This is a genomic window from Burkholderia sp. HI2714 (assembly GCF_002223085.1).
Lineage (GTDB): Bacteria > Pseudomonadota > Gammaproteobacteria > Burkholderiales > Burkholderiaceae > Burkholderia > Burkholderia lata_D.
Window position 1 is genome coordinate 40468 of record NZ_NKFM01000022.1, and the last position, 20068, is coordinate 60535.

Annotated in this window: 21 protein-coding genes; 4 read left to right on the top strand and 17 right to left on the bottom strand. The window is 67.0% G+C overall.

Annotated elements, in window-relative coordinates; genetic code table 11:
* Positions 1-17 precede the first annotated feature (17 nt).
* Complete coding sequence (locus tag CFB82_RS44440; RefSeq protein ID WP_075122947.1) at positions 18-263, top strand: hypothetical protein; 246 nt, start codon at positions 18-20, stop codon at positions 261-263.
* A 20-nt stretch (positions 264-283) separates the two neighbouring features.
* Here CFB82_RS44440 and CFB82_RS43195 read toward each other — a convergent pair whose 3' ends face one another.
* From CFB82_RS43195 to CFB82_RS11975, 11 genes are all read right to left on the bottom strand, one after another.
* The gene (locus CFB82_RS43195; protein ID WP_164725389.1) at positions 284-448 is read right to left on the bottom strand and encodes a hypothetical protein; all 165 of its coding nucleotides are present in this window, start codon (positions 446-448) and stop codon (positions 284-286) included.
* Positions 449-571: 123 nt separating this feature from the next.
* Entirely contained in the window at positions 572-1348 is a 777-nt protein-coding gene (locus tag CFB82_RS11930) for an MBL fold metallo-hydrolase (protein WP_089445922.1), read from the bottom strand.
* 4 nt (positions 1349-1352) lie between these two features.
* Positions 1353-2498, bottom strand: a complete 1146-nt coding sequence (gene bamC, locus CFB82_RS11935; protein WP_069248335.1) for an outer membrane protein assembly factor BamC — start codon at positions 2496-2498, stop codon at positions 1353-1355.
* A 111-nt stretch (positions 2499-2609) separates the two neighbouring features.
* Entirely contained in the window at positions 2610-3515 is a 906-nt protein-coding gene (dapA, locus tag CFB82_RS11940) for a 4-hydroxy-tetrahydrodipicolinate synthase (RefSeq protein ID WP_069248336.1), read from the bottom strand.
* Between the two features lie 48 nt (positions 3516-3563).
* Complete coding sequence (locus CFB82_RS11945; protein ID WP_089484234.1) at positions 3564-4166, bottom strand: class I SAM-dependent methyltransferase; 603 nt, start codon at positions 4164-4166, stop codon at positions 3564-3566.
* Between the two features lie 8 nt (positions 4167-4174).
* Complete coding sequence (locus tag CFB82_RS11950; RefSeq protein ID WP_089484235.1) at positions 4175-5377, bottom strand: tryptophan--tRNA ligase; 1203 nt, start codon at positions 5375-5377, stop codon at positions 4175-4177.
* An 8-nt stretch (positions 5378-5385) separates the two neighbouring features.
* On the bottom strand, positions 5386-6048 hold the full coding sequence (locus tag CFB82_RS11955) for a site-2 protease family protein (protein WP_069248339.1): 663 nt from the start codon (positions 6046-6048) through the stop codon (positions 5386-5388).
* A 49-nt stretch (positions 6049-6097) separates the two neighbouring features.
* The gene (locus CFB82_RS11960) at positions 6098-6730 is read right to left on the bottom strand and encodes an L-threonylcarbamoyladenylate synthase (RefSeq protein WP_039364722.1); all 633 of its coding nucleotides are present in this window, start codon (positions 6728-6730) and stop codon (positions 6098-6100) included.
* A 73-nt stretch (positions 6731-6803) separates the two neighbouring features.
* Positions 6804-7634 (bottom strand): 3',5'-nucleoside bisphosphate phosphatase, encoded by an 831-nt coding sequence (locus CFB82_RS11965; protein WP_069249326.1) that lies wholly within the window; start codon positions 7632-7634, stop codon positions 6804-6806.
* An 81-nt stretch (positions 7635-7715) separates the two neighbouring features.
* Positions 7716-8606 (bottom strand): alpha/beta fold hydrolase, encoded by an 891-nt coding sequence (locus CFB82_RS11970; protein ID WP_089484237.1) that lies wholly within the window; start codon positions 8604-8606, stop codon positions 7716-7718.
* Positions 8607-8784: 178 nt separating this feature from the next.
* The gene (locus CFB82_RS11975; RefSeq protein WP_089484238.1) at positions 8785-9642 is read right to left on the bottom strand and encodes a ferritin-like domain-containing protein; all 858 of its coding nucleotides are present in this window, start codon (positions 9640-9642) and stop codon (positions 8785-8787) included.
* A 142-nt stretch (positions 9643-9784) separates the two neighbouring features.
* Between CFB82_RS11975 and CFB82_RS11980 the strand changes: the two genes are divergently transcribed.
* The 3 genes from CFB82_RS11980 (at position 9785) to CFB82_RS11990 (ending at position 11782) form a co-directional block, all read left to right on the top strand.
* Entirely contained in the window at positions 9785-10309 is a 525-nt protein-coding gene (locus CFB82_RS11980; RefSeq protein ID WP_089484239.1) for a gamma carbonic anhydrase family protein, read from the top strand.
* Positions 10310-10334: 25 nt separating this feature from the next.
* Positions 10335-11285, top strand: coding sequence for an Hsp33 family molecular chaperone HslO (gene hslO / locus CFB82_RS11985; RefSeq protein WP_089445930.1), 951 nt, complete (start codon positions 10335-10337; stop codon positions 11283-11285).
* A gap of 134 nt (positions 11286-11419) precedes the next feature.
* A complete protein-coding gene (locus CFB82_RS11990; protein ID WP_069249327.1) occupies positions 11420-11782 on the top strand; it encodes a hypothetical protein in 363 nt (120 codons plus the stop codon).
* Between the two features lie 89 nt (positions 11783-11871).
* On the opposite strand, the gene ftsB is transcribed toward CFB82_RS11990, so the two are convergent.
* The 6 genes from ftsB to CFB82_RS12020 form a co-directional block, all read right to left on the bottom strand.
* Positions 11872-12297: a cell division protein FtsB gene (ftsB, locus tag CFB82_RS11995; protein WP_046546044.1), complete on the bottom strand. Its 426-nt coding sequence runs from the start codon at positions 12295-12297 to the stop codon at positions 11872-11874.
* Between the two features lie 81 nt (positions 12298-12378).
* Entirely contained in the window at positions 12379-13662 is a 1284-nt protein-coding gene (gene eno, locus CFB82_RS12000; RefSeq protein WP_011352544.1) for a phosphopyruvate hydratase, read from the bottom strand.
* Between the two features lie 106 nt (positions 13663-13768).
* Positions 13769-14623: a 3-deoxy-8-phosphooctulonate synthase gene (gene kdsA, locus CFB82_RS12005; RefSeq protein WP_089484240.1), complete on the bottom strand. Its 855-nt coding sequence runs from the start codon at positions 14621-14623 to the stop codon at positions 13769-13771.
* Positions 14620-16278 (bottom strand): CTP synthase, encoded by a 1659-nt coding sequence (locus CFB82_RS12010; RefSeq protein WP_089484241.1) that lies wholly within the window; start codon positions 16276-16278, stop codon positions 14620-14622. The genes kdsA and CFB82_RS12010 overlap by 4 nt, the downstream gene beginning before the upstream one ends.
* 179 nt (positions 16279-16457) lie before the next feature.
* On the bottom strand, positions 16458-17303 hold the full coding sequence (locus CFB82_RS12015; protein ID WP_089484242.1) for an alpha/beta fold hydrolase: 846 nt from the start codon (positions 17301-17303) through the stop codon (positions 16458-16460).
* Positions 17304-17530: 227 nt separating this feature from the next.
* Complete coding sequence (locus CFB82_RS12020; protein WP_089484243.1) at positions 17531-20014, bottom strand: DNA internalization-related competence protein ComEC/Rec2; 2484 nt, start codon at positions 20012-20014, stop codon at positions 17531-17533.
* Positions 20015-20068: the final 54 nt, after the last annotated feature.

Below are 20068 nucleotides of genomic sequence, written 5' to 3' on the forward strand. Positions count from 1 at the left end.
ATGGGAAAGACAACGTATTGACCCCGCATTTGTCGACGGTCGATAGGAAAGTGCATATAATTTCCGCCCAAGCCGTAGGGAAGATTCACGCTCTAGAAGTGCATCTCCACCAGCGGCCCAGGTCGGTGTTGGAGCACATTACCGGTATTGTTTCGCGCTGTTGCTTACCTTTAACCATAAAAGGACGTGATCATGAAGAAATCCCTCCTCGTAGCTTCCCTGTTGGCTGCTGTTGCACTGGCTGCTTGCAACAAGAGCGCTGATCAAGCTGCTTCGTCGGCTGCTAGCGACGCTTCGGCTGCTGCTTCGTCGGCTGCTTCGGCAGTTGCTGGTGCTGCGAGCGACGCTTCGGCTGCTGCTTCGTCGGCAACGGCTGCTGCGAGCGACGCTGCTGCTGCAGTGGCGTCGGCTGCTTCGGCAGCGACGGCTGCTCCGGCTTCGGGCGCAAGCCAGTAAGCCTCAGCGTCAGCTGAAAAAAAAAACCGGCCCGAGGGCCGGTTTTTTTACGTCTGTCGTTTCTGCGTCTATCGCACGGCAGTCGCACCGGGCCGCCGCAGCGGCCCTGCCCCGCTCATCCGAGCGCCAGCCAGTCGAAGCCAGCGTCCTGCGTGGCCACGACCACGTCGTCCCCGCTCGTCCCCAATACACCGCCAAACGCCTGGCGGACCAGTTCCGGCAGGTTGTTCTGCTGGCTCAGGTGCGCGGCGACCAGGTGCTGGAGGCGGCTGCGCTCAAGCGACGCAAGAATGTCCGCCGCCGCGTCGTTGCTCAGGTGGCCATGGTTGCCGCCGATGCGCGCCTTCAGCGACTGCGGATAGCGGCTCGCGGCCAGCATCGCGGTGTCATGGTTGGATTCGAGCACCAGCGCGTCACAGCCGCTCAGCACGGCCGTGATGTGCGGCGTGGCCATCCCGACGTCCGTCAGCACGCCGAGCCGGCTGGCGCCGTCCATAAAGACGAACTGGAGCGGCTCACGCGCGTCGTGAGGGACGGTATAGGGCATCACGGCCAGATCGCGGATCGCGGCCGTCTCGTCGCCCCACAGCACGTGGAGATCGACATCGGCCTCGTCCGCGCCGACCGCGCGCGCGGTGCCCCAGCTCATGTAGAGCGGTAGCGAGCCGCGACGGGCAAGCGTCAGCGCACTGCCGACGTGATCGCTGTGTTCGTGGGTAATGAGGATCGCATCGAGATCGCCGATGCAGAGATTCAGTCGGCCGAGCCGGCGCTCGACCTCCTTGGCAGAAAAGCCGCAGTCGAGCAGCACGCGGGTGGTCGTCGTGCCGCTCGAGGCCTCGACGACCAGCGCGTTGCCTTCGCTGCCGCTTCCGAGGCTGGAGAATCGCACGCGCTTAGTTCAGCTGCGCGTGGAGCAGCGAAATGATCCGCTGTGCGTCCGACGAGTTGTCGACCTGGCCGTTTGCGCCGACCACCGCAACCTGCGTGCTGCCGTTGCCCTGCGCGCGCACGTTGACGAGGTACTCCTTGCCCGGCTTCGCGGCCGACGGGCCACCATAGAACAGCTTGCCGAACAGGCCGTCGCGCTTGAGCTCTTCCATCGTGTTCGCATAGCGCACGGTGTACACGCCCTTCTCGCGATCGCGATTGTCGACCGCGAAGTTGGTGCGGTCGAGCGCCAGGCCCACACGCAGCCATGCGCGGTCGAACGACTCGGCCAGTTGGAGCGTCGCCCCGCCGCTGCTGGTGTCGCTGACCTGCGCCGGCGCCGTCGCGGGACGGGCATCGGTCAGCAGCTGCTTCGCCTGCGCATCGGTCAGGCCGAACTTCTGCATCAGCTTCGACAGGAATACGGCTTCGAGCACCGGGTTGCGCGGACGCTCTTCCCAGCGCGACGACGTGCCGCCCTGCGGGCCGACCATCATTTCTTCCATCGCGCTGTGCGTGATCGAGATATCGGTGTTGCCGTCCGACGTGCGGTTCACGAGCGTACGGAAGCGGTCGCGCGTGCCGGACGAGTACGCGAAATCGATGACCTTGCCGATCGTACGGCGGAACCAGTCGTCGGGGATGTTCGCGCGGTTTTCAGCCCAGTCGGTGGCCATGATGCCCGTCGACGGCGCATCGGTCTTCAGCGAGAAGCCGTTCTCCTGCCAGAACTCCTTCAGGATCGGCCACAGCTGCTCGGGTGTCCGGCCATCGACGACGAGCCAGCGGCGGTCGCCGTCGCGCTCGATGTGCATGCCGAGCGGATCCTGCGCGCTCGGGATGCCGTCAGTCGCATTGCCAGCCTGCGTCGTGACCCGCGGCGGCAGCGTGCCGAGCCCGGCGTTGGTCGGCGGCGCGACGAACTGCTGCGTCGTCTGCACCGGCTTCAGGTCGCTCGGCACCGCGAGCGGCGGCGCAGAGCCGGTGTTCTTGTAGTTGACCCGGTCGGGGGCCAGGTAGTCGTTCAGCGTATCGCAGCCAGCGAGCGCGCCCAGCGCCAGCGCCATCACCGACATCTGGATGGCGCGAGAGGAAAAGGCGAAACGTTTCATGAAATCCTTCGTCTTGCTAGAACGCTCGTCAGGAGCGGCGCCGGACGGAGCCGGCCGGTGCGGGTTGATCAGGGTTCGAGCCGGCGGCCGCAGGACGCGGCCGCCTCGGCATCAGGCGAGGACGCCGGCCTCGACGAGGGCCGAACGCACGGCTTCGTGGCAGCGCTCGTCGAGCGCCGTGAGCGGCAGCCGGATGCCGCCCTGCATCTTGCCCATCGCCTGCAGCGCCCACTTCACCGGAATCGGGTTCGCTTCGATGAACAGGTTCTTGTGCAGCGACAGCAGCTTCATGTGCAGCGCGCGAGCCGTCTGTACGTCGCCGGCCAGCGCCGCGCGGCACAGGTCGCTCATCGCGCGCGGTGCGACGTTCGCCGTGACCGAGATATTGCCGTGGCCACCGAGCAGCATCAGCGCGATCGCGGTCGGATCGTCGCCGCTGTAGATCGCGAAATGCTTCGGCGCGGCCTTGATCAGCTGCGCGGCGCGATCGATGTTGCCGGTCGCCTCCTTCACGCCGATGATGCCCGGCACGTCCGCGAGGCGCAGCATCGTCTCGTTCGCCATGTCGGCGACCGTACGGCCCGGCACGTTGTACAGGATCACCGGCAGATCGACCGCTTCGGCGATCGTCTTGAAGTGACGGTACATGCCTTCCTGCGTCGGCTTGTTGTAGTACGGCACGACCTGCAGCGTCGCGTCCGCGCCGACAGCCTTCGCGTGCTTCGTCAGCTCGATCGCCTCGGCGGTCGAGTTGCCGCCCGCGCCCGCGATGATCGGGATGCGTTTCGCCGCATGCTCGACCGCCGTGCGGATCATCAGGATGTGCTCTTCGACGTTGAGCGTTGCCGACTCGCCGCTCGTACCGACCACGACGAGCGCATCGGTGCCTTCCGCGATGTGCCAGTCGATCAGTTTGCGAAACGCCGGCAGGTCGAGACTGCCGTCTTCGAGCATCGGGGTGACGATCGCGGGGATGCTGCCGCGGATTTGAATGCCGTCTTGGGTGCCGTTAGCCATGAAACGCGATTGAGATTATGTACCGGTAAACATTGAGATTGTAGCGGATTAGCCGGGCAGTTCGTAACGTGGAATTCCCGCCCCCGCCTTCGGGGTCGCGCCCTCGCGCACTGCGCAGAGACGCTGGACGAACGCCTCGCGCGGCGCGGCGACGAACCCGTCCTCGTACGCAACCACCCGCAGGCGGCCGTGCACGGCGTCCAGCAGCTCGCCCGGGGCGAGCAGGAACGCGGGGTTGGACGGTTTCCCGACCGTTTCGTTTCCTTGCGCGAAGGTTTCGTAGATGAGCACGCCACCCGGCGCCACCGCATCGAGCAGATGGGGCCAGAGTGGACGATGCAGATAATTCGTGACGACCACCGCCGCAAACTGCTCGCCGGCCGGCAACGGCCACGGCGCGCCTTCGAGATCGGCGTCACGGGCGTCGACGCCCGGAATCGAACGCAACGCGGCCAGTGCGGCCGGGTCGCGGTCGAGTGCGACGACCGGATGGCCGTGCGCCGCGAACCAGCGCGCATGGCGGCCGCCGCCCGCGGCGACATCCAGCACCACGCTGCCTGGCGACACGAGCCGCGACCATTGCGCGACCCAGCGCGACGGCTCGGCCTGGGCGACGTGGCCGCCCGCGGCGGCGATGACGGATGCGCTCATGCGGTCGATCAGTTGTACGACAGGCCCATCGCGTCGCGCACGTCGCGCATCGTTTCCGTCGCGTACTTGCGCGCCTTGTCGCAACCGTCCGCGACGATCGCGCGCAGCAGCGACGGGTCGTCCATGTACTTCTGCGCGCGCTCGAGCATCGGCTGCTGTTCGCGCAGGATGCCTTCGACGACCGGCTGCTTGCAGTCGAGGCAGCCGATGCCCGCCGAGCGGCAGCCCTTCTGCACCCAGTCGTGCGTCGCTTCGTCGGTATAGACCTGATGCAGCTGCCACACCGGGCACTTGTCGGGGTCGCCCGGATCGGTGCGGCGCACGCGCGCGGGATCGGTCGGCATCGTGCGGACCTTCTTCGTGATCGTGTCGGCGTCTTCCCGCAGGCCGATCGTGTTGCCGTACGACTTGGACATCTTCTGCCCGTCGAGGCCCGGCATCCGCGACGCTTCGGTCAGCAGCGCCTGCGGTTCGACGAGGATGATCTTGCGCGCGCCTTCGAGATAGCCGAACAGGCGCTCGCGGTCGCTCATCGACAGGCTCTGCGATTCCTGCAGCATCGCGCGCGCCTGTTCGAGCGCCTCGTCGTCGCCCTCCTGCTGATAGGCGTTGCGCAGCTCGTGATAGAGCTTCGCGCGCTTGCCGCCGAGTTTCTTCGCGGCATCGAGCGCCTTCTCCTCGAAGCCCGGCTCGCGGCCGTACAGGTAGTTGAAGCGGCGCGCGATCTCGCGCGTCATCTCGACGTGCGGCACCTGGTCTTCACCGACCGGCACGAGCGAGCCGCGATACAGCAGGATGTCGGCCGCCATCAGCACCGGGTAGCCGAGGAAGCCGTAGGTCGACAGGTCCTTGTCCTTCAGCTTCTCCATCTGCTCCTTGTAGGTCGGCACGCGTTCGAGCCAGCCGAGCGGCGTGCTCATGCCGAGCAGCAGCGCGAGTTCGGCGTGCTCGGGCACCTTGCTCTGAATGAACAGCGTGGCCTGCGCCGGATCGATGCCGGATGCGAGCCAGTCGATCAGCACGTCCCACACGTTCTTCTCGATGACCTCGGGAGTCTCGTAGTGCGTCGTCAGCGCATGCCAGTCGACGACGCAGAAGAAGCACGGGTACTCGGACTGCAGCTTCACCCAGTTTTTCAGCACGCCGTGGTAGTGACCGAGGTGCAGCGACCCGGTGGGTCGCATGCCGGAGAAAATACGTTCAGGGAACATGATTGTCGTTAGAGAAGCGAGGCGAATGGGGACAGGATGGCGCTCAGGACGGCGTAGCCGACGTTGACAAGCGGGCGCAGCCAGAAGTTCGTCAGCACGCCCGTCGCGACCAGCACGAGGACGATGATGAAACCGTACGGCTCGATGCGCGACAGCGCGATCGATTGCTTCGTCGGCAGCAGCGCCGCCAGGATGCGGCCGCCGTCGAGCGGCGGCAACGGAAACAGGTTCAGCACGCCGAGCACGAGGTTCGCGCTGACGCCGGCAAACGCCATCCGCGTGAAGAATGGCTCGTCGACACCGACGGCGGGCAGCACGAGGGTCAGCACACCCCAGATCAGCGCCTGCACGAAGTTGCAGGCCGGGCCCGCGAGCGATACCCACAGGCTGCCCCAGCGCGGATCGCGCAGGTTGCCGAACGACACCGGCACCGGCTTCGCATAGCCGAACAGGAATGCGCCGCCCGTCAGGAAATACATCGCGAGCGGGATCGCGATCGTGCCGAGCGGATCGATGTGACGCATCGGGTTGAACGACACGCGCCCCATCATGTAGGCGGTATTGTCGCCGAGCAGGCGGGCGGCGTAGCCATGCGCGGCCTCGTGCAACGTGATCGCGAAGATCACGGGCAGCGCATAGACGGCGATGGTCTGTATCAGGGAAGCATCCATATCGCGTTATTGTAACAAGCGCACTCGCGCAAAAATTGGAACGGCGCGCTTACGCGGCCGAGAGTCCGAATGGTTCGAGCGCCCCGCGCCCCGCGCGCACGAGTTCGGGCTCGTCGCCGGTCAGGTCGATCACCGTCGACGGCTCGCGCGGGCATGCGCCGCCGTCGATCACGAGGTCGACCTGCTTCTCGAGCCGCTCGCGGATTTCTTCGGGATCGTTGAGCGGCTCGTCGTCCGGCGGCAGGATCAGCGTCGTGCCGAGCAGCGGCTGGCCGAGCGATTCGAGCAACGCGAGCGTGATCGCATGATCAGGCACGCGCAGCCCGATCGTCTTGCGCGACGGGTGCGACAGCCGGCGCGGCACTTCCTTCGTCGCCTGCAGGATGAAGACGTACGGGCCCGGCGTCACCGACTTGATCTGCCGGTACTGGCGGTTGTCGACCATCGCGAAGTTGGCGAGCTCCGACAGGTCGCGCACGAGCAGCGACAGGTGCTGCTTCTCGTCGAGGCCGCGAATCCGGCGCACGCGCTCGACCGCGTCCTTGTCGTCGAGATGGCACGCGAGCGCATAGCTCGAATCGGTCGGCATCGCGATCACGCCGCCCTTGCTGACGATTTCCACGGCCTGCTTGATCAGGCGCGGCTGCGGATTATCCGGGTGAATCCTGAAGAACTGGGACATGGGGGGTGGTAAAGGGGGAGAAGTCGGGTGCGCGCGGCCGGCAGCAACGCAGGTGGCAGGCCGCCGCCCGGTGTCAGAGCCAGCGTTCCCAGACCGGTGTCAGGTCCGGCGGCAGCGGCGGCAGGCTGCCGAGCTCGACACGGCCCTCGCCTGGCGCATGGAAATCCGAGCCTCGCGACGCTTCGAAGCCGAAGCGGCGTGCGACGTCCGCATATTCGCGGTACTGGTCGGGTGCGTGGCTGCCCGTGACGACCTCGATCGCGCGACCGCCCAGATCGATGAACTCGCCGAAGAACGCGTCGAATTCGACGGGCGTATAGCGGTAACGACCCGGATGCGCGACCACGGCTTCGCCGCCGGCCGCCCGAATCCACGCGACGGCATCGGGCAGCGTCGCCCAGCGGTGCGGGACGAACCCGGGCTTGCCGTCGCCGAGCAGCCGATCGAACACGTCGGACGTCGACGTCGCGTGGCCGTTTTCAACGAGGAAGCGGGCAAAGTGCGTGCGCGAGATCAGGTCGGGATTCGACACATACTTCAACGCACCTTCGTACGCACCGGGAATGCCGAGCGTGGCAAGCTGCTCGCCGATCGCCACCGCGCGCGCCGCGCGGCCGTGGCGCGTGCGGTACAGGCCGTCGACCAGCACCGGATTCGCGGGATCGACATTCAGACCGACGATGTGCACGGTGCGCGACGCCCACGTGACCGAAATCTCGACGCCGCTCAGGTAGCGCATGCCGAGTGCTTCCGCTTCGCTGCGCGCCGCTGCCTGGCCGCCGATCTCGTCGTGGTCGGTCAGCGCCCACAGGGTCACGCCGCCGGCATGGGCGCGGCGCGCGACGTCGGCAGGCGGCAGCAACCCGTCGGAAACATTTGAATGGCAGTGGAGATCGGCGTTCATTGTCGGCATGGCAGGTAAGGCTTCATTCTACTGCAACGCGGCAATGCGCCGCCCGCGTGCCCCGCCGCTGCCGCCGCGCGCTTACGCGCAGAACGCCTCGATCAGCGCCGCGATCTGCTCGGGCTGGTCGTGATGCACCATGTGGCCGGCATCCTCGACGAGCTTTTCGCGCCAGTCGGGGAACGCGTTGAAACGCGCCTTGAATTCCGGCAGCGGGATGTCGCCCGCGATGTGGGACAGCGTCGGCGAATTGACGGCTTCGACGTGCAGCACCTTCGCGCGCACCTGCGCCCAGGTGGCCATCACTTCGTCGAGCCGGTACAGCAGCGGGCCCGGCATCTTGTGCGCCGGGTCGGCCAGCAGGTGGTATTGGCCGTCGTCGCCGCGCTTCGACCAGTGCGCGGCAAGGAACGCCGCACGGCGCGGGTCGAGCCGCGGATTGGTCTTGGTCAGGCGCGCCGCCACGTGGTCGAGGGACGCGTAAGGGCGCAGCACGGGCGGTTCACGCAACTCGTCCAGCCAGCCGCGCAACCGGCGCGGCGCCTGTTCGGCCCGCGCGGGCGCCAGCCCGAAACCCTCGAGATCGACCACGCGCCGCACGCGCTCCGGCCGCGCGCCGGCATACAGGCACACGACGTTCGCGCCCATGCTGTGCCCGACCAGGTTGACTTCGCCGGTCGGCGCATAGTGGTCGACGAGTGCATCGAGGTCGCCCAGATACTCGTGGAACCAGTAGTGGCCGCCGCCCTGCCGCGCGACCGGCCAGTCGGACAGCCCGAAACCGCGCGCATCGGGCGCGATCACCTGCCAGTCGCCCGCGAGCGCATCGACAACGAACTGGAACGACGCCGCGACGTCCATCCAGCCGTGCAGCATGAACAGCGTGGGCGCATCGGGCCGGCCCCAGCGCCGGACATGCAGCTGGACGCCGCGCACCGTGACGAAATCGGAAACAGAACTCGAGGCACTCATTGCAGCCGCCAGAAAAAAGAATGATCGTTCGATTATAGCGGCGACGCCCTCTTTCCGGCGTCCGGCAATCGAGGCGCCGCTCTAGCGGCGCGCATAAGCCAGCGGCCGCCGGGACGCGCCCCGTCCCGGGCACCCGGGTCGGCTGGCGGCAGTCGACGCGCGGCCGAACGCGAGCCGGCTAGCGTGGCGCGTTGCTGTCCGCCACGTCCTGCGCGGCCAGTTCGTCGAGTTCGGCCTGCTCGAATCCGGCATCGCGGCGCGCATCGAAATTGAACGGGCCGCGCAGCCGCGGCGCGTGGTATTGCTCGGCAAGCTGCCGGTAGGTCGGCACCGGATCGCGGCCGGCTTCGTCGCACAGATGCCGGAACCAGCGGTTGCCGATCGCGACATGGCCAATTTCGTCACGCAGGATCACATCGAGGATCGCAGCCGACGCATCGTCGCCCGCCTGCACGAGCCGCGCGCGGATCGGCGGTGATGCATCGAGCCCGCGAGCCTCGAGTGTGCGAGGTACGAGCGCCATGCGCGCCAGCACATCGCCCTTGGTTCGCTCGCACATCTCCCACAGACCGTTGTGTGCGGGAAAATCGCCGTACGCATGCCCGAAAGCCGCCAGGCGGTCGGACAGCAGCGTGAAGTGATAGGCCTCCTCGGCCGCCACCTTCAGCCAGTCCGCGTAGAACGGGGCCGGCAGGCCCGTGAAGCGCCAGACCGCGTCGAGCGCCAGGTTGATCGCATTGAACTCGATATGGGCAAGCGCGTGCAGCAGCACGGCGCGCCCTTCGGGCGAACGCATGCTGCGTCGCTCGAGCTGGCGCGGCTCGACGAGCGGCGGACGCGCCGGCCGGCCGGGCAGATCGGCCGGTTCGGGCAATTCGAGCGACGGCGCGATCGCCGCCTGCCCGGCCCGCAGTGCGTCGTAGAGCGCGCGCACCCGGGCGGCCTTGGCCGCGGGTTCGGCGTCACGCAGCGCGGCAAGCGCGGTGCGGCGCACGCAGGCGGACGCATTGCCGAAAGAAGAAGACTCCATGCTCATAAACGGGGACACCCTGCGTGCGCATCGCGGGAGCGCACGCACGCGACGGTTTACAATAGGCGATTGTTCCGCGGCGCATGCGCCGGGCAAACCAGACGCGCCATTCTACCGGCGCCCTTCATCGAAGAGACAAGGAGACTCCGTGACGATCTACAAGCTGGGCGATACGGCCCCGACGATCCACGAAAGCGTATTCGTCGCCGATACGGCGGCCATCATCGGCAAGGTCGTGCTCGAGGAGAACGCGAGCGTCTGGTTCGGCGCGACGATTCGCGGCGACAACGAGACGATCACCGTCGGTGCAGGCAGCAACGTCCAGGAAGGCGCGGTTTTGCACACGGACCCCGGCTTTCCGCTGATGATTGCCGAAAACGTGACGATCGGGCATCAGGCCATGCTGCACGGCTGCACGATCGGTGAGGGTTCACTGATCGGTATCCAGGCGGTGGTCTTGAATGGAGCGGTCATCGGCCGCAACTGTCTGGTTGGTGCCGGCGCGGTCGTGACGGAAGGCAAGACGTTCCCGGACAACTCGCTGATTCTCGGCGCACCGGCGAAAGTCGTGCGCGAGCTGTCGGCGGAAGACATTGCGCTGCTGCGCACGAACGCGAAGACGTACGTCGAGCGGCGTGCGCATTTCAAGGAGCAACTCGTGCGGATCGGGTGATTCGCACGGATTTCAAGGAAGAAGAGTGAGCGACCAGTTACAGAAATTCATGTTCAATGCGGCGCCCGTGCGCGGCGAGATCGTTTCGCTGCGCAATACGTGGCAGGAAGTGCTCTCCCGCCGCGACTACCCTGCCCCGGTGCGCACGGTGCTCGGCGAGATGATGGCCGCGTGCGCGCTGCTGTCCGCGAACCTGAAATTCAACGGCACCCTGATCATGCAGATCTTCGGCGACGGGCCGGTCCAGATGCTGGTCGTCCAGTGCGGTTCGGATCTGTCGATGCGGGCCACCGCGAAGTTCGCCGGCGACTCAGCCCAGACGATCGGCGACGACACCAGCTTCGCGTCGCTCGTCAATGCGAGCGGCCACGGCCGTTGCGTGATCACGCTCGACCCGGCCGACAAGCTGCCGGGCCAGCAGCCGTACCAGGGCATCGTGCCGTTGAACGGCGTCGACGGCCCGCTCGAATCCGTCTCGCAGGTACTCGAGCATTACATGCATCACTCGGAGCAGCTCGACACGCGGATGTGGCTCGCGGCCGATCGCGACCGCGCGGTCGGCATGCTGCTGCAGAAGCTGCCGGGCGACGGCGGCATCGTGCCGCGTAACGCCGAAACCGATACCGATACGTGGGAGCGCGTCTGCACGCTCGGCGGCACGCTGTCCGCACAGGAACTGCTCGAAGTCGAACCGGAAGTCGTGTTCCGCCGGCTGTTCTGGCAGGAAAACGTGCAGCACTTCGAACCGGCCGGCACGCGTTTCCAGTGCTCGTGCTCGCGCGAGAAGGTCGGCGCGATGCTGCGCATGCTCGGCCGTGAAGAAGTCGACAGCGTGATCGTCGAGCGCGGCCATGTCGAGATTCATTGCGAGTTCTGCAACCAGCGCTATGAATTCGATCCGGTCGATGTCGCGCAGCTGTTCGCGGCACCCGGCGTCGAGACGGGCATCGCGCCCGCGACCGAGCAGCGTCACTGATCAGTGGCCCGATGCCGCCGTGCGGGCACGGGCGCATAATGGACGCACGAGCGTCGCACGCAAGGCTCCCGCGCCGAAGTCACGCACTTCGGCGCAAGCCGCATCCCGTCGTCGGCGCGCTGCAGGAGAAACACATGAATCGCCCGCTTCATCGTCCGTTCCGCATCATCGTCCTGACGAGCGTTGCCGCCGGCACGCTCGCGCTGGCCGGCTGCGCGATGCCGCCGCCGACTTCCACGATCCTGAGCCGCCTGCCCGAACCCGGCGCATCGGGCGGCCAGCCGCCCGTGCTGTCGAGCGCCGAACGCAAGCGCTATGACGAGATCGACCAGCAGGTGCTGCGCGAACAGAACAGCGCGATGGCAGCCGAGGCCGCCGCGCGCGCCTGGGCCTATTACTCGCCGCCGCCGGTGACGGTCTACGGCGGGTATTACGGCGGATGGGGCAATCGCTGGGGCTCGGGCATCAGCTACGGCTACCCGGGATGGTGGTGGTGAGCATGCATCGCTCAGCCGATTGACTACCGGCAGGAAATAAAAAAGCGCGGCATTTCCCGCGCTTTTTCAATGGGTTCGAGCTACCGTGCTCAGTGATGCGCGGCCTTGCCCTTGTCGCCGCCATGATGCCGCGACGGCTTCGCGATCGACTGCGGATTCGGCACGACACGCACCGGTGCCGCGGACACGGCGCCGCGCGTCGACGTATTCGACGGCGTGTTGTTCAGCGGTACAGCAGGCGCATTCGGCGACACGAACTGCACGAATACCTCGCCGTCCTTCACCATGCCCATCTCGTAACGCGCGCGCTCCTCGATGGCCGCCGTGCCGCCCTGCAGATCCTGCACTTCACCTGCGGTGCGCTCGTTGCGCAGCTTCTCGTCCGCGTTCTTCTGGAGCTGGTCGTCGAGCTGCTGACGCAATTCATGCACCCGCAGCCAGCCGCCGTGTCCCCACCACAGGGGGTACTGAATGAGCGCCAGCAAGGCAATCAGGACGACAGTGACAAGCCGCATGTAAGAACCGCAGATATAAGAAGCGCCGCTCCGCGCACATGCACAGAGCGGCGTCGATATGACGAACCCGATAGTAGCGCGTTAGCGCAGGTTATAGAAAGCCGATTTACCCGGGTAGCTTGCGATGTCGCCGAGATCTTCCTCGATGCGCAGCAGCTGGTTGTACTTCGAGATACGGTCGCTGCGCGACAGCGAACCCGTCTTGATCTGACCGGCGTTCAGGCCGACCGCGATGTCCGCGATCGTCGAATCTTCCGTTTCGCCCGAGCGGTGCGAGATCACGGCCGTGTAGCCCGCACGCTTCGCCATTTCGATTGCCGCGAACGTTTCGGTCAGCGTACCGATCTGGTTGATCTTGATGAGGATCGAGTTCGCGATGCCCTTCTCGATGCCTTCCTTCAGGATGCGCGTGTTCGTGACGAACAGGTCGTCGCCAACCAGCTGCACCTTCTTGCCGAGACGGTCGGTCAGCAGCTTCCAGCCTTCCCAGTCGCTTTCGTGCATGCCGTCCTCGATCGACACGATCGGGAACTTGTCGGCGAGCGTCGCGAGGTAGTCGGTGAATTCGGCCGACGACAGTTGCAGGCCTTCGCCCGCGAGCTGGTACTTGCCGTCATGGTAGAACTCGGATGCCGCGCAGTCGAGCGCGAGCAGCACGTCTTCACCGGCACGGTAGCCGGCCTTCTCGATCGCCTGCAGGATCGTCGACAGGCACTCGTCGTTGCTGCCGAAGTTCGGCGCGAAGCCGCCTTCGTCGCCGACTGCCGTGCTCATGCCGCGATCGCTCAGGATCTTCTTCAGTGCGTGGAACACTTCCGCGCCGCAACGCAGGGCTTCACGGAACGTCGGCTGGCTCACCGGGACGATCATGAATTCCTGGATATCGAGGCTGTTGTTCGCGTGCGCGCCGCCGTTGACGATGTTCATCATCGGCACCGGCAGCTGCATCGCACCCGAACCGCCGAAATAGCGGTACAGCGGCAGGCCGGCCTCTTCGGCGGCTGCCTTCGCGACGGCCATCGACACGGCCAGCATCGCGTTCGCGCCGAGGCGCGACTTGTTGTCGGTGCCGTCCAGCTCGAGCAGCGTCTTGTCGAGGAACGCCTGTTCCGACGCGTCGAGGCCCATGATGGCTTCGGAGATTTCGGTGTTGATATGCTCGACTGCCTTCAGCACGCCCTTGCCGTTGTAGCGGCCGGCTTCGCCGTCGCGCAGTTCGATCGCTTCACGCGAGCCGGTGGACGCGCCCGACGGCACCGCCGCGCGGCCCATCGTGCCCGATTCGAGCAGCACGTCGCATTCGACGGTGGGGTTGCCGCGCGAATCCAGAATCTCGCGGCCGATGATATCTACGATGGCACTCATGGGTTTCCTCTGAGAATGACGATGGATTCTTCAAACTGCGACGGCGCGCGCGCCTGAACCGCTTTCGCTACTGACGCGCGAAGCCGTCGCAAGGTTCATTCGATCTTTAATTGAAATCGTTTTCCAGGAACGGATTGCGCTTCACCGCCTGGTCGAGCGTGACGAGGGTCTCCAGCAGCGCACCCATCCGGTTCAGCGGCACCGCGTTCGGGCCGTCCGACTTTGCTTCGGCCGGATTCGGGTGCGTCTCCATGAACAGGCCCGCGACGCCCGTCGCGACTGCCGCACGCGCGAGCACCGGCACGAATTCGCGCTGGCCGCCCGAGCTCGTGCCCTGCCCGCCCGGCAGCTGCACCGAGTGGGTCGCATCGAACACGACCGGCGCGTTCGTCTCGCGCATGATCGCGAGCGAACGCATGTCCGACACGAGATTGTTGTAGCCGAACGAGACACCGCGCTCGCACGCCATGAAGCGGTCTTCCGACAGTCCCGCTTCACGGGCGGCGTCGCGCGCCTTGTCGATCACGTTCTTCATGTCGTGCGGCGCGAGGAACTGGCCCTTCTTGATGTTGACGGGCTTTCCCGAGCGCGCGCACGCATGGATGAAATCGGTCTGGCGGCACAGGAACGCCGGCGTCTGCAGCACGTCGACGGCCGACGCGACCTGCTCGATCTCTTCGATCGAATGCACGTCGGTCAGCACCGGCAGGCCGAGCTGGCGCTTCACCTCGGACAGGATCCGCAGGCCCTCGTCCATTCCGAGGCCACGGAACGACTTGCCCGAGCTGCGGTTCGCCTTGTCGTAGGACGACTTGTAGATGAACGGAATGTTCAGCTTCGCGCAGATTTCCTTCAGGCGGCCCGCCGTGTCGATCGTCATTTGCTCCGATTCGACGACGCAGGTACCCGCGATCAGGAAGAAAGGCTTGTCGAGACCGACCTCGAAATCGCACAGCTTCATGCTTGCACTCCGCGCGCTTGCTTGTTGGAAAGCGCAGCTTCGACGAACGACTTGAAGAGGGGATGACCGTCACGCGGCGTGGACGTGAATTCCGGGTGGAACTGGACGCCGACGAACCACGGGTGCATCGAACGCGGCAGTTCCATCATTTCCGGCAGATCCTCGCTCGGGGTACGGGCGCTGATGATAAGGCCGCCGGCTTCGAGCTGGGGCACGAAGCGGTTATTGACTTCATAACGGTGGCGATGGCGCTCGTTCACGTCCTTGCCATAGATCTCTTCCGCCATCGTGCCCGGCTTGATCGGGCAGCGCTGCGAACCCAGGCGCATCGTGCCGCCGAGATCGGATTCCTCGGTGCGCGTCTCGACCTTGCCGTCGCGGTCGTACCACTCGGTGATCAGCGCGACCACGCGTTCCGGCGTGTCCGGCTCGAATTCCGTGCTGTTCGCCTGTTTCAGGCCGACGACGTCGCGCGCGAACTCGATCACCGCGAGCTGCATGCCGAGGCAGATGCCGAGATACGGCACCTTGGCTTCACGCGCATAGCGGATCGCCGCGATCTTGCCTTCCGTGCCGCGACGGCCGAAACCGCCCGGCACCAGCACGGCGTCGAGATGCTTCAGGCTGTCGACACCGTTCGCCTCGATCTCTTCCGAGTCGATGTATTCGATGTTGACCTTGGTCGACGTGTGCAACGATGCGTGGCGCAGCGCCTCGATCAGCGACTTGTACGACTCGGTCAGGTCGACGTACTTGCCGACCATGCCGATCGTCACTTCGTGCTTCGGGTTCTCGAGCTTCTCGACGAGCGCCGACCACATGGTCAGGTCCGCGTCCTTCGGCGACAGCTTCAGTTCCTCGCAGATGATGCGGTCGAGGCCCTGGTCGTGCAGCATCTGCGGAATCTTGTAGATGCTGTCGGCGTCCCACACCGAGATCACGGCGTCTTCCGGCACGTTCGAGAACATCGAGATCTTCTTCGATTCGTCGTCCGGAATGCGGCGGTCCGCACGGCACAGCAGCACGTGCGGCAGAATGCCGATCTCGCGCAGCTTCTGCACGCTGTGCTGGGTCGGCTTCGTCTTCAGCTCGCCGGCCGTCGCGACGTACGGCACCAGCGTCAGGTGCACGAAGCACGCGCTGTTGCGGCCGAGGCGCAGGCTCATCTGGCGCGCGGCTTCCAGGAACGGCAGCGATTCGATGTCGCCGACCGTGCCGCCGATCTCGACGATCGCGACATCCGGCTCACCGCAGGTGGCCGACGCGGCCCCGCGCTCGATGAACGCCTGGATTTCGTTCGTGATGTGCGGAATGACCTGCACGGTCTTGCCGAGATAGTCGCCGCGGCGTTCCTTGCGGATCACCGATTCGTAGATCTGGCCGGTCGTGAAGTTGTTGGCCTTGCGCATCTTCGTGCTGATGAAGCGCTCATAGTGGCCGAGGTCGAGGTCGGTCTCCGCTCCGTCTTCCGTCACGAACACTTCGCCGTGCTGGAACGGGCTCATCGTGCCGGGGTCGACGTTGATGTACGGATCGAGTTTGAGGAGGGTGACTTTCAGACCGCGCGATTCGAGGATCGCGGCGAGAGAGGCGGCGGCAATACCCTTGCCGAGGGAAGAAACTACGCCGCCGGTGACGAAAACATATTTGGTCATCGCTGGATGCTCGCGGGAAAAACGGATTATACCGTAAAGCCCGCCCTTCTCTCAGCAATGGCGTGATGATCGCGCCCTTTCGCGCCGCCCCGCATCAGCCGTGCTCGCCGGGGCGAAGCCGCGCGCCGGCCGGTGCAACCGCGCGTGCCGGAGGCGGCCCCCGGCCGCCGAACCGTGCGTCAGGCGCGCTTCGCGAGCGGGGTGACGGCACGCGACACATCGCCCTCGGCCGCCCTCAGCGAATTCAGCATCCGCTGCAATGCGCGGGCGGTCTCGAGCGGCCGCTCCATCGGAAACAGGTGGCTGCCTTCCAGCCATTCGACGCGGCCGCGCGCCGCGCGGCGTGTCGCATCGAGCCCGACCTGGCGCACCTCGCGCGAACGCGTTCCGGCGAGGAAGCCGAGCGGCACCGGCGCGCCGTGCGCGAGCCGCGGGCCGAGCGTATGCGGCAGCGTCCGGTAGATCAGGTATTCGACCTGCCGGTCGAACGCGAGCGAGCGCTCGCCGCTGGCGCCGGCCTGCGGAATCCCGTAGTCGATGTAGTCGGCCAGCATCCGTTCGTCCCAGCGGGCGAACGCCGGTTTCTCGCGGAAGTGCCGCCAGGCTTCGTCACGGCTTACCCAGTGCGTACGCCGGTTGCGCGTCGCGGCGGCCGGCGACAGCCGCTCGTCGAGCCCCGCCCACTGGCTCGCGCGCAATGCGCCGGCGCGCCAGCCCGCGATGATCGGTGAATCGATCATCACGACGCCGCGCACCCATTGCGGCTTCTTCAGCGCGGCCATCAGCGACAGGTAGCCGCCGAGCGAATGGCCGACGAGCCAGACGGGACGCTCGTAGCGGCTGCCGATGTCGTCGAGCAGTTGCTCGACGAGATGCGGCCAGTCGCGCGTCACCGGGTAGCGGCGGTCGTGGCCGATCCGTTCGATGTAGCGCAGCTCGTAGTCGTCGGCCAGTTCGGCGAAGATCGTGCGGTACGTCGATGCCGGAAAGCCGTTCGCATGCGAGAAGTGGAGGATGTCCTTCAAACGCCGATGTCTCCTTTGTCGACCGGAGTTGGCGCTTCAGCGCTTACTCCGGTCCCATGCTTCGCGGTCGACCCGAGTTGGCGCTTCAGCGCCTACTCCGGTCCCATGCTTGGCGGTCGGCCGGAGTCAACGTCCCGGTCCCATGCTTCGCGTTCTGCCGGGCCCATGCTTCGGCATTGAGCGCGGATCCCTGGCAATCTCTATTGATACGCCGGCTTTCGCCGCGCTCACCGATCCATCCAGTACCGTCGCCAAACGTCGCGATGACGCTCGAAGGTAAACCCGCCGTCGTCCGGCGCGACGTCGAACCGCACGGCGCCGTCGCGATCGGTGCGCGGCAGCGGGATCCCGCGCGCCTCGTAACGGGCGAGAACCGTCCGGTGCGGATGTCCGAAACGATTGCGATAGCCTACAGGAAATACCGCGACGCGCGGCCCGACCGAATCGAGGAAAGGCTCGACCGACGACGTGCGGCTGCCGTGGTGCGGCACGACCAGGATCTGTGCGGCCAGCGCGTCGCGCGCGGCGGCCACGAGCTCGCGTTCTGCGCGCGCCTCGATGTCGCCCGTCAGCAGCGCGGACGTGTTGCCCGCATCGATGCGCAGCACGCACGACTGCCCGTTCGAGGTACCCGCACCCGGGCCGCCCTGCGGCCACAGCATCGTGAACGCGACGCCGTCCCAGGTCCAGCGCTGCCCGGCCACGCACGGCAGCCGGTCGGCAACGCCGGCGGCCGCGGCGTCGCGCCACAGCCGGCTGTTCGGCGCAATGCCGGCCAGCAATTGGCGCACGTCGGCAGCCGCATAGACGGCCGGCGCGCCGCCCGCGTGATCGGCATCCGCGTGACTGAGCACGAGCGAATCGATCGCCGCGATGCCGCGTGCACGCAACGCCGGCGCAACGATCCGCGCGCCGGCGTGGGTCGACTCCGCGCCCGGCCCCGCATCGAACAGCAAGGTACGCCGCGCGGTCTCCACCAGCACCGACGCGCCCTGCCCGACGTCGAGCACCGTCAGCCGGAAGCCGCCCGGTGGCGGCGCATCAGATGCCGGCGCGACGAGCGGCAGCCACGTGAGCGGGGTCGCCCAGCGCAACGGCCAGCCGCGCGGCATCAGCGCCCATGCGACGCCCACGCTGGCCAGCACCAGCACCGGCCAGTCGGGCATGCGCAGCCAGAACACGCCGGCCGGCCAGTCGGCGAGGTATCCGAGCAGCGTCATCATCGGTTCGAGCGCCGCATGCGCAAGCCGGAACGCATACGCATCGAGCGGCGCGGGCAGCGCGATGCCGGCCAGCACGATCGGCGTCACGACCGAGCTGACCCACGGAATCGCGAACGCATTACCGAACGGGCCCGACAGCGATATCTGCGCGAACCATGCGGCAGTGAGCGGCGCGAGACCGATCGTCACCGCATACTGCACGCGCGTGGCCTCGGCGATACGGCGCCCGGCGCGTGCACTCCACGCGCGCAACCGGCTCGACAGGCCGGCCGTGCCGTCGCCCTCCTCGCCTTCGGCACCGGCCTCACGGGCGGCACGCCAGCCGGCCACGGCCAGCAAGATCACCGCGACCGCCCCGAACGACAGCCAGAATCCGGCCGACAGCACGGCCCACGGATCGGCAAGCAGCACGCCGCCGAGCGACGCGCACAGCACTGCGGACGTCGGCACGCGGCGCCCGGCCAGATACGCGATGCCGCCGGCCGCGATCATCCACCATGCGCGCTGCGCCGGCACGTTGAAGCCGGCGAGTGCCGCATAGCCGCCCGCGGCTGCCAGTGCGGCGAGCGCGGCCGCGTAAGGTGCCGGCAACACGAGCGTCGCGGCCCGTGCGCGCCAGCGCAGGCGGCGCCAGACCATCGATACGAGCCCGCCCGCGATCGCGCCGACGAGCCCGACATGCAGGCCGGAAATCGCAACGAGGTGGCTCGTGCCCGTGTTCCGCAGCACGCGCCAGTCGTCGTCGCCGATGCCCGCCTGGTCGCCGATCGCGAGCGCCGCGACGATGCCGCGATGACCGGCGTCGCTGCCGAGCGACTCGCCGATACGCGAGCGCAGCGCGTCGCGCAGCCGATCGATCGACGCACGCCATCCCGATGCGCGCTCATCGAGTAATTCCGCCCGCCGGGGCGCGCCGACATAGCCGATCGCGCGAATACCCGCGGCCAGCCATGCCGCCTCGCTGTCGCGCACGCCGGGATTGGCCTCGGCATGCGGGCGCTTCAGGCGCACGACGAAACGCCAGCGCTGCGCGGCGCGCAGGTCGGGAAGTGGATCGCGTGTCACCGATGCGCCATAAGCGCGCCACGACAGCCGGATCAACGGAGGGAAACGGCTCAGCCCCGCATCGTTCGACTCGACAGCGAACAGCAGCCGCGCGCCTGTCTCGTCGACCACGGGCAGCCCGCGGATCACGCCGGTGACGACGATGTCGCGCCCTTCCCACTCGACGGGCAGGCTGTCGCGCAGCCGCCAATCGGCCCGCGCGGCCGCGTAGCCGAACCCGACGACGCAGGCCACGAGCGCGCACAGCATCCATCCGAATGCGACGGTCGTCCGCGTGCGCTGGCGACGCATGCCCCACACGCTCAACACCGCGCAGCCCGCGAGCACGGCCGCACCGATCGTCCATGCGAGCGCCCCCGGCAGCGTCGCCTGCCGCTGCAGTACGACCACGCCGAGCGCGAACGCGATCCACCACACGCGCATCGCCCCTCCTCGTCGACCCGGCGCCACCATCGAGCATGCGGCGCCTCAGGGCAA

What these genes read in the sequence shown, in the direction of transcription:
- bamC (WP_069248335.1), bottom strand. Translation starts at nt 2,498, where the DNA reads ATGAAACGTTTCGCCTTTTCCTCTCGCGCCATCCAGATGTCGGTGATG.
- dapA (WP_069248336.1), bottom strand. Translation starts at nt 3,515, where the DNA reads ATGGCTAACGGCACCCAAGACGGCATTCAAATCCGCGGCAGCATCCCC.
- CFB82_RS11945 (WP_089484234.1), bottom strand. Translation starts at nt 4,166, where the DNA reads ATGAGCGCATCCGTCATCGCCGCCGCGGGCGGCCACGTCGCCCAGGCC.
- CFB82_RS11950 (WP_089484235.1), bottom strand. Translation starts at nt 5,377, where the DNA reads ATGTTCCCTGAACGTATTTTCTCCGGCATGCGACCCACCGGGTCGCTG.
- CFB82_RS11955 (WP_069248339.1), bottom strand. Translation starts at nt 6,048, where the DNA reads ATGGATGCTTCCCTGATACAGACCATCGCCGTCTATGCGCTGCCCGTG.
- CFB82_RS11960 (WP_039364722.1), bottom strand. Translation starts at nt 6,730, where the DNA reads ATGTCCCAGTTCTTCAGGATTCACCCGGATAATCCGCAGCCGCGCCTG.
- CFB82_RS11965 (WP_069249326.1), bottom strand. Translation starts at nt 7,634, where the DNA reads ATGAACGCCGATCTCCACTGCCATTCAAATGTTTCCGACGGGTTGCTG.
- CFB82_RS11970 (WP_089484237.1), bottom strand. Translation starts at nt 8,606, where the DNA reads ATGAGTGCCTCGAGTTCTGTTTCCGATTTCGTCACGGTGCGCGGCGTC.
- CFB82_RS11975 (WP_089484238.1), bottom strand. Translation starts at nt 9,642, where the DNA reads ATGAGCATGGAGTCTTCTTCTTTCGGCAATGCGTCCGCCTGCGTGCGC.
- CFB82_RS11990 (WP_069249327.1), top strand. Translation starts at nt 11,420, where the DNA reads ATGAATCGCCCGCTTCATCGTCCGTTCCGCATCATCGTCCTGACGAGC.
- ftsB (WP_046546044.1), bottom strand. Translation starts at nt 12,297, where the DNA reads ATGCGGCTTGTCACTGTCGTCCTGATTGCCTTGCTGGCGCTCATTCAG.
- eno (WP_011352544.1), bottom strand. Translation starts at nt 13,662, where the DNA reads ATGAGTGCCATCGTAGATATCATCGGCCGCGAGATTCTGGATTCGCGC.
- kdsA (WP_089484240.1), bottom strand. Translation starts at nt 14,623, where the DNA reads ATGAAGCTGTGCGATTTCGAGGTCGGTCTCGACAAGCCTTTCTTCCTG.
- CFB82_RS12010 (WP_089484241.1), bottom strand. Translation starts at nt 16,278, where the DNA reads ATGACCAAATATGTTTTCGTCACCGGCGGCGTAGTTTCTTCCCTCGGC.
- CFB82_RS12020 (WP_089484243.1), bottom strand. Translation starts at nt 20,014, where the DNA reads ATGCGCGTGTGGTGGATCGCGTTCGCGCTCGGCGTGGTCGTACTGCAG.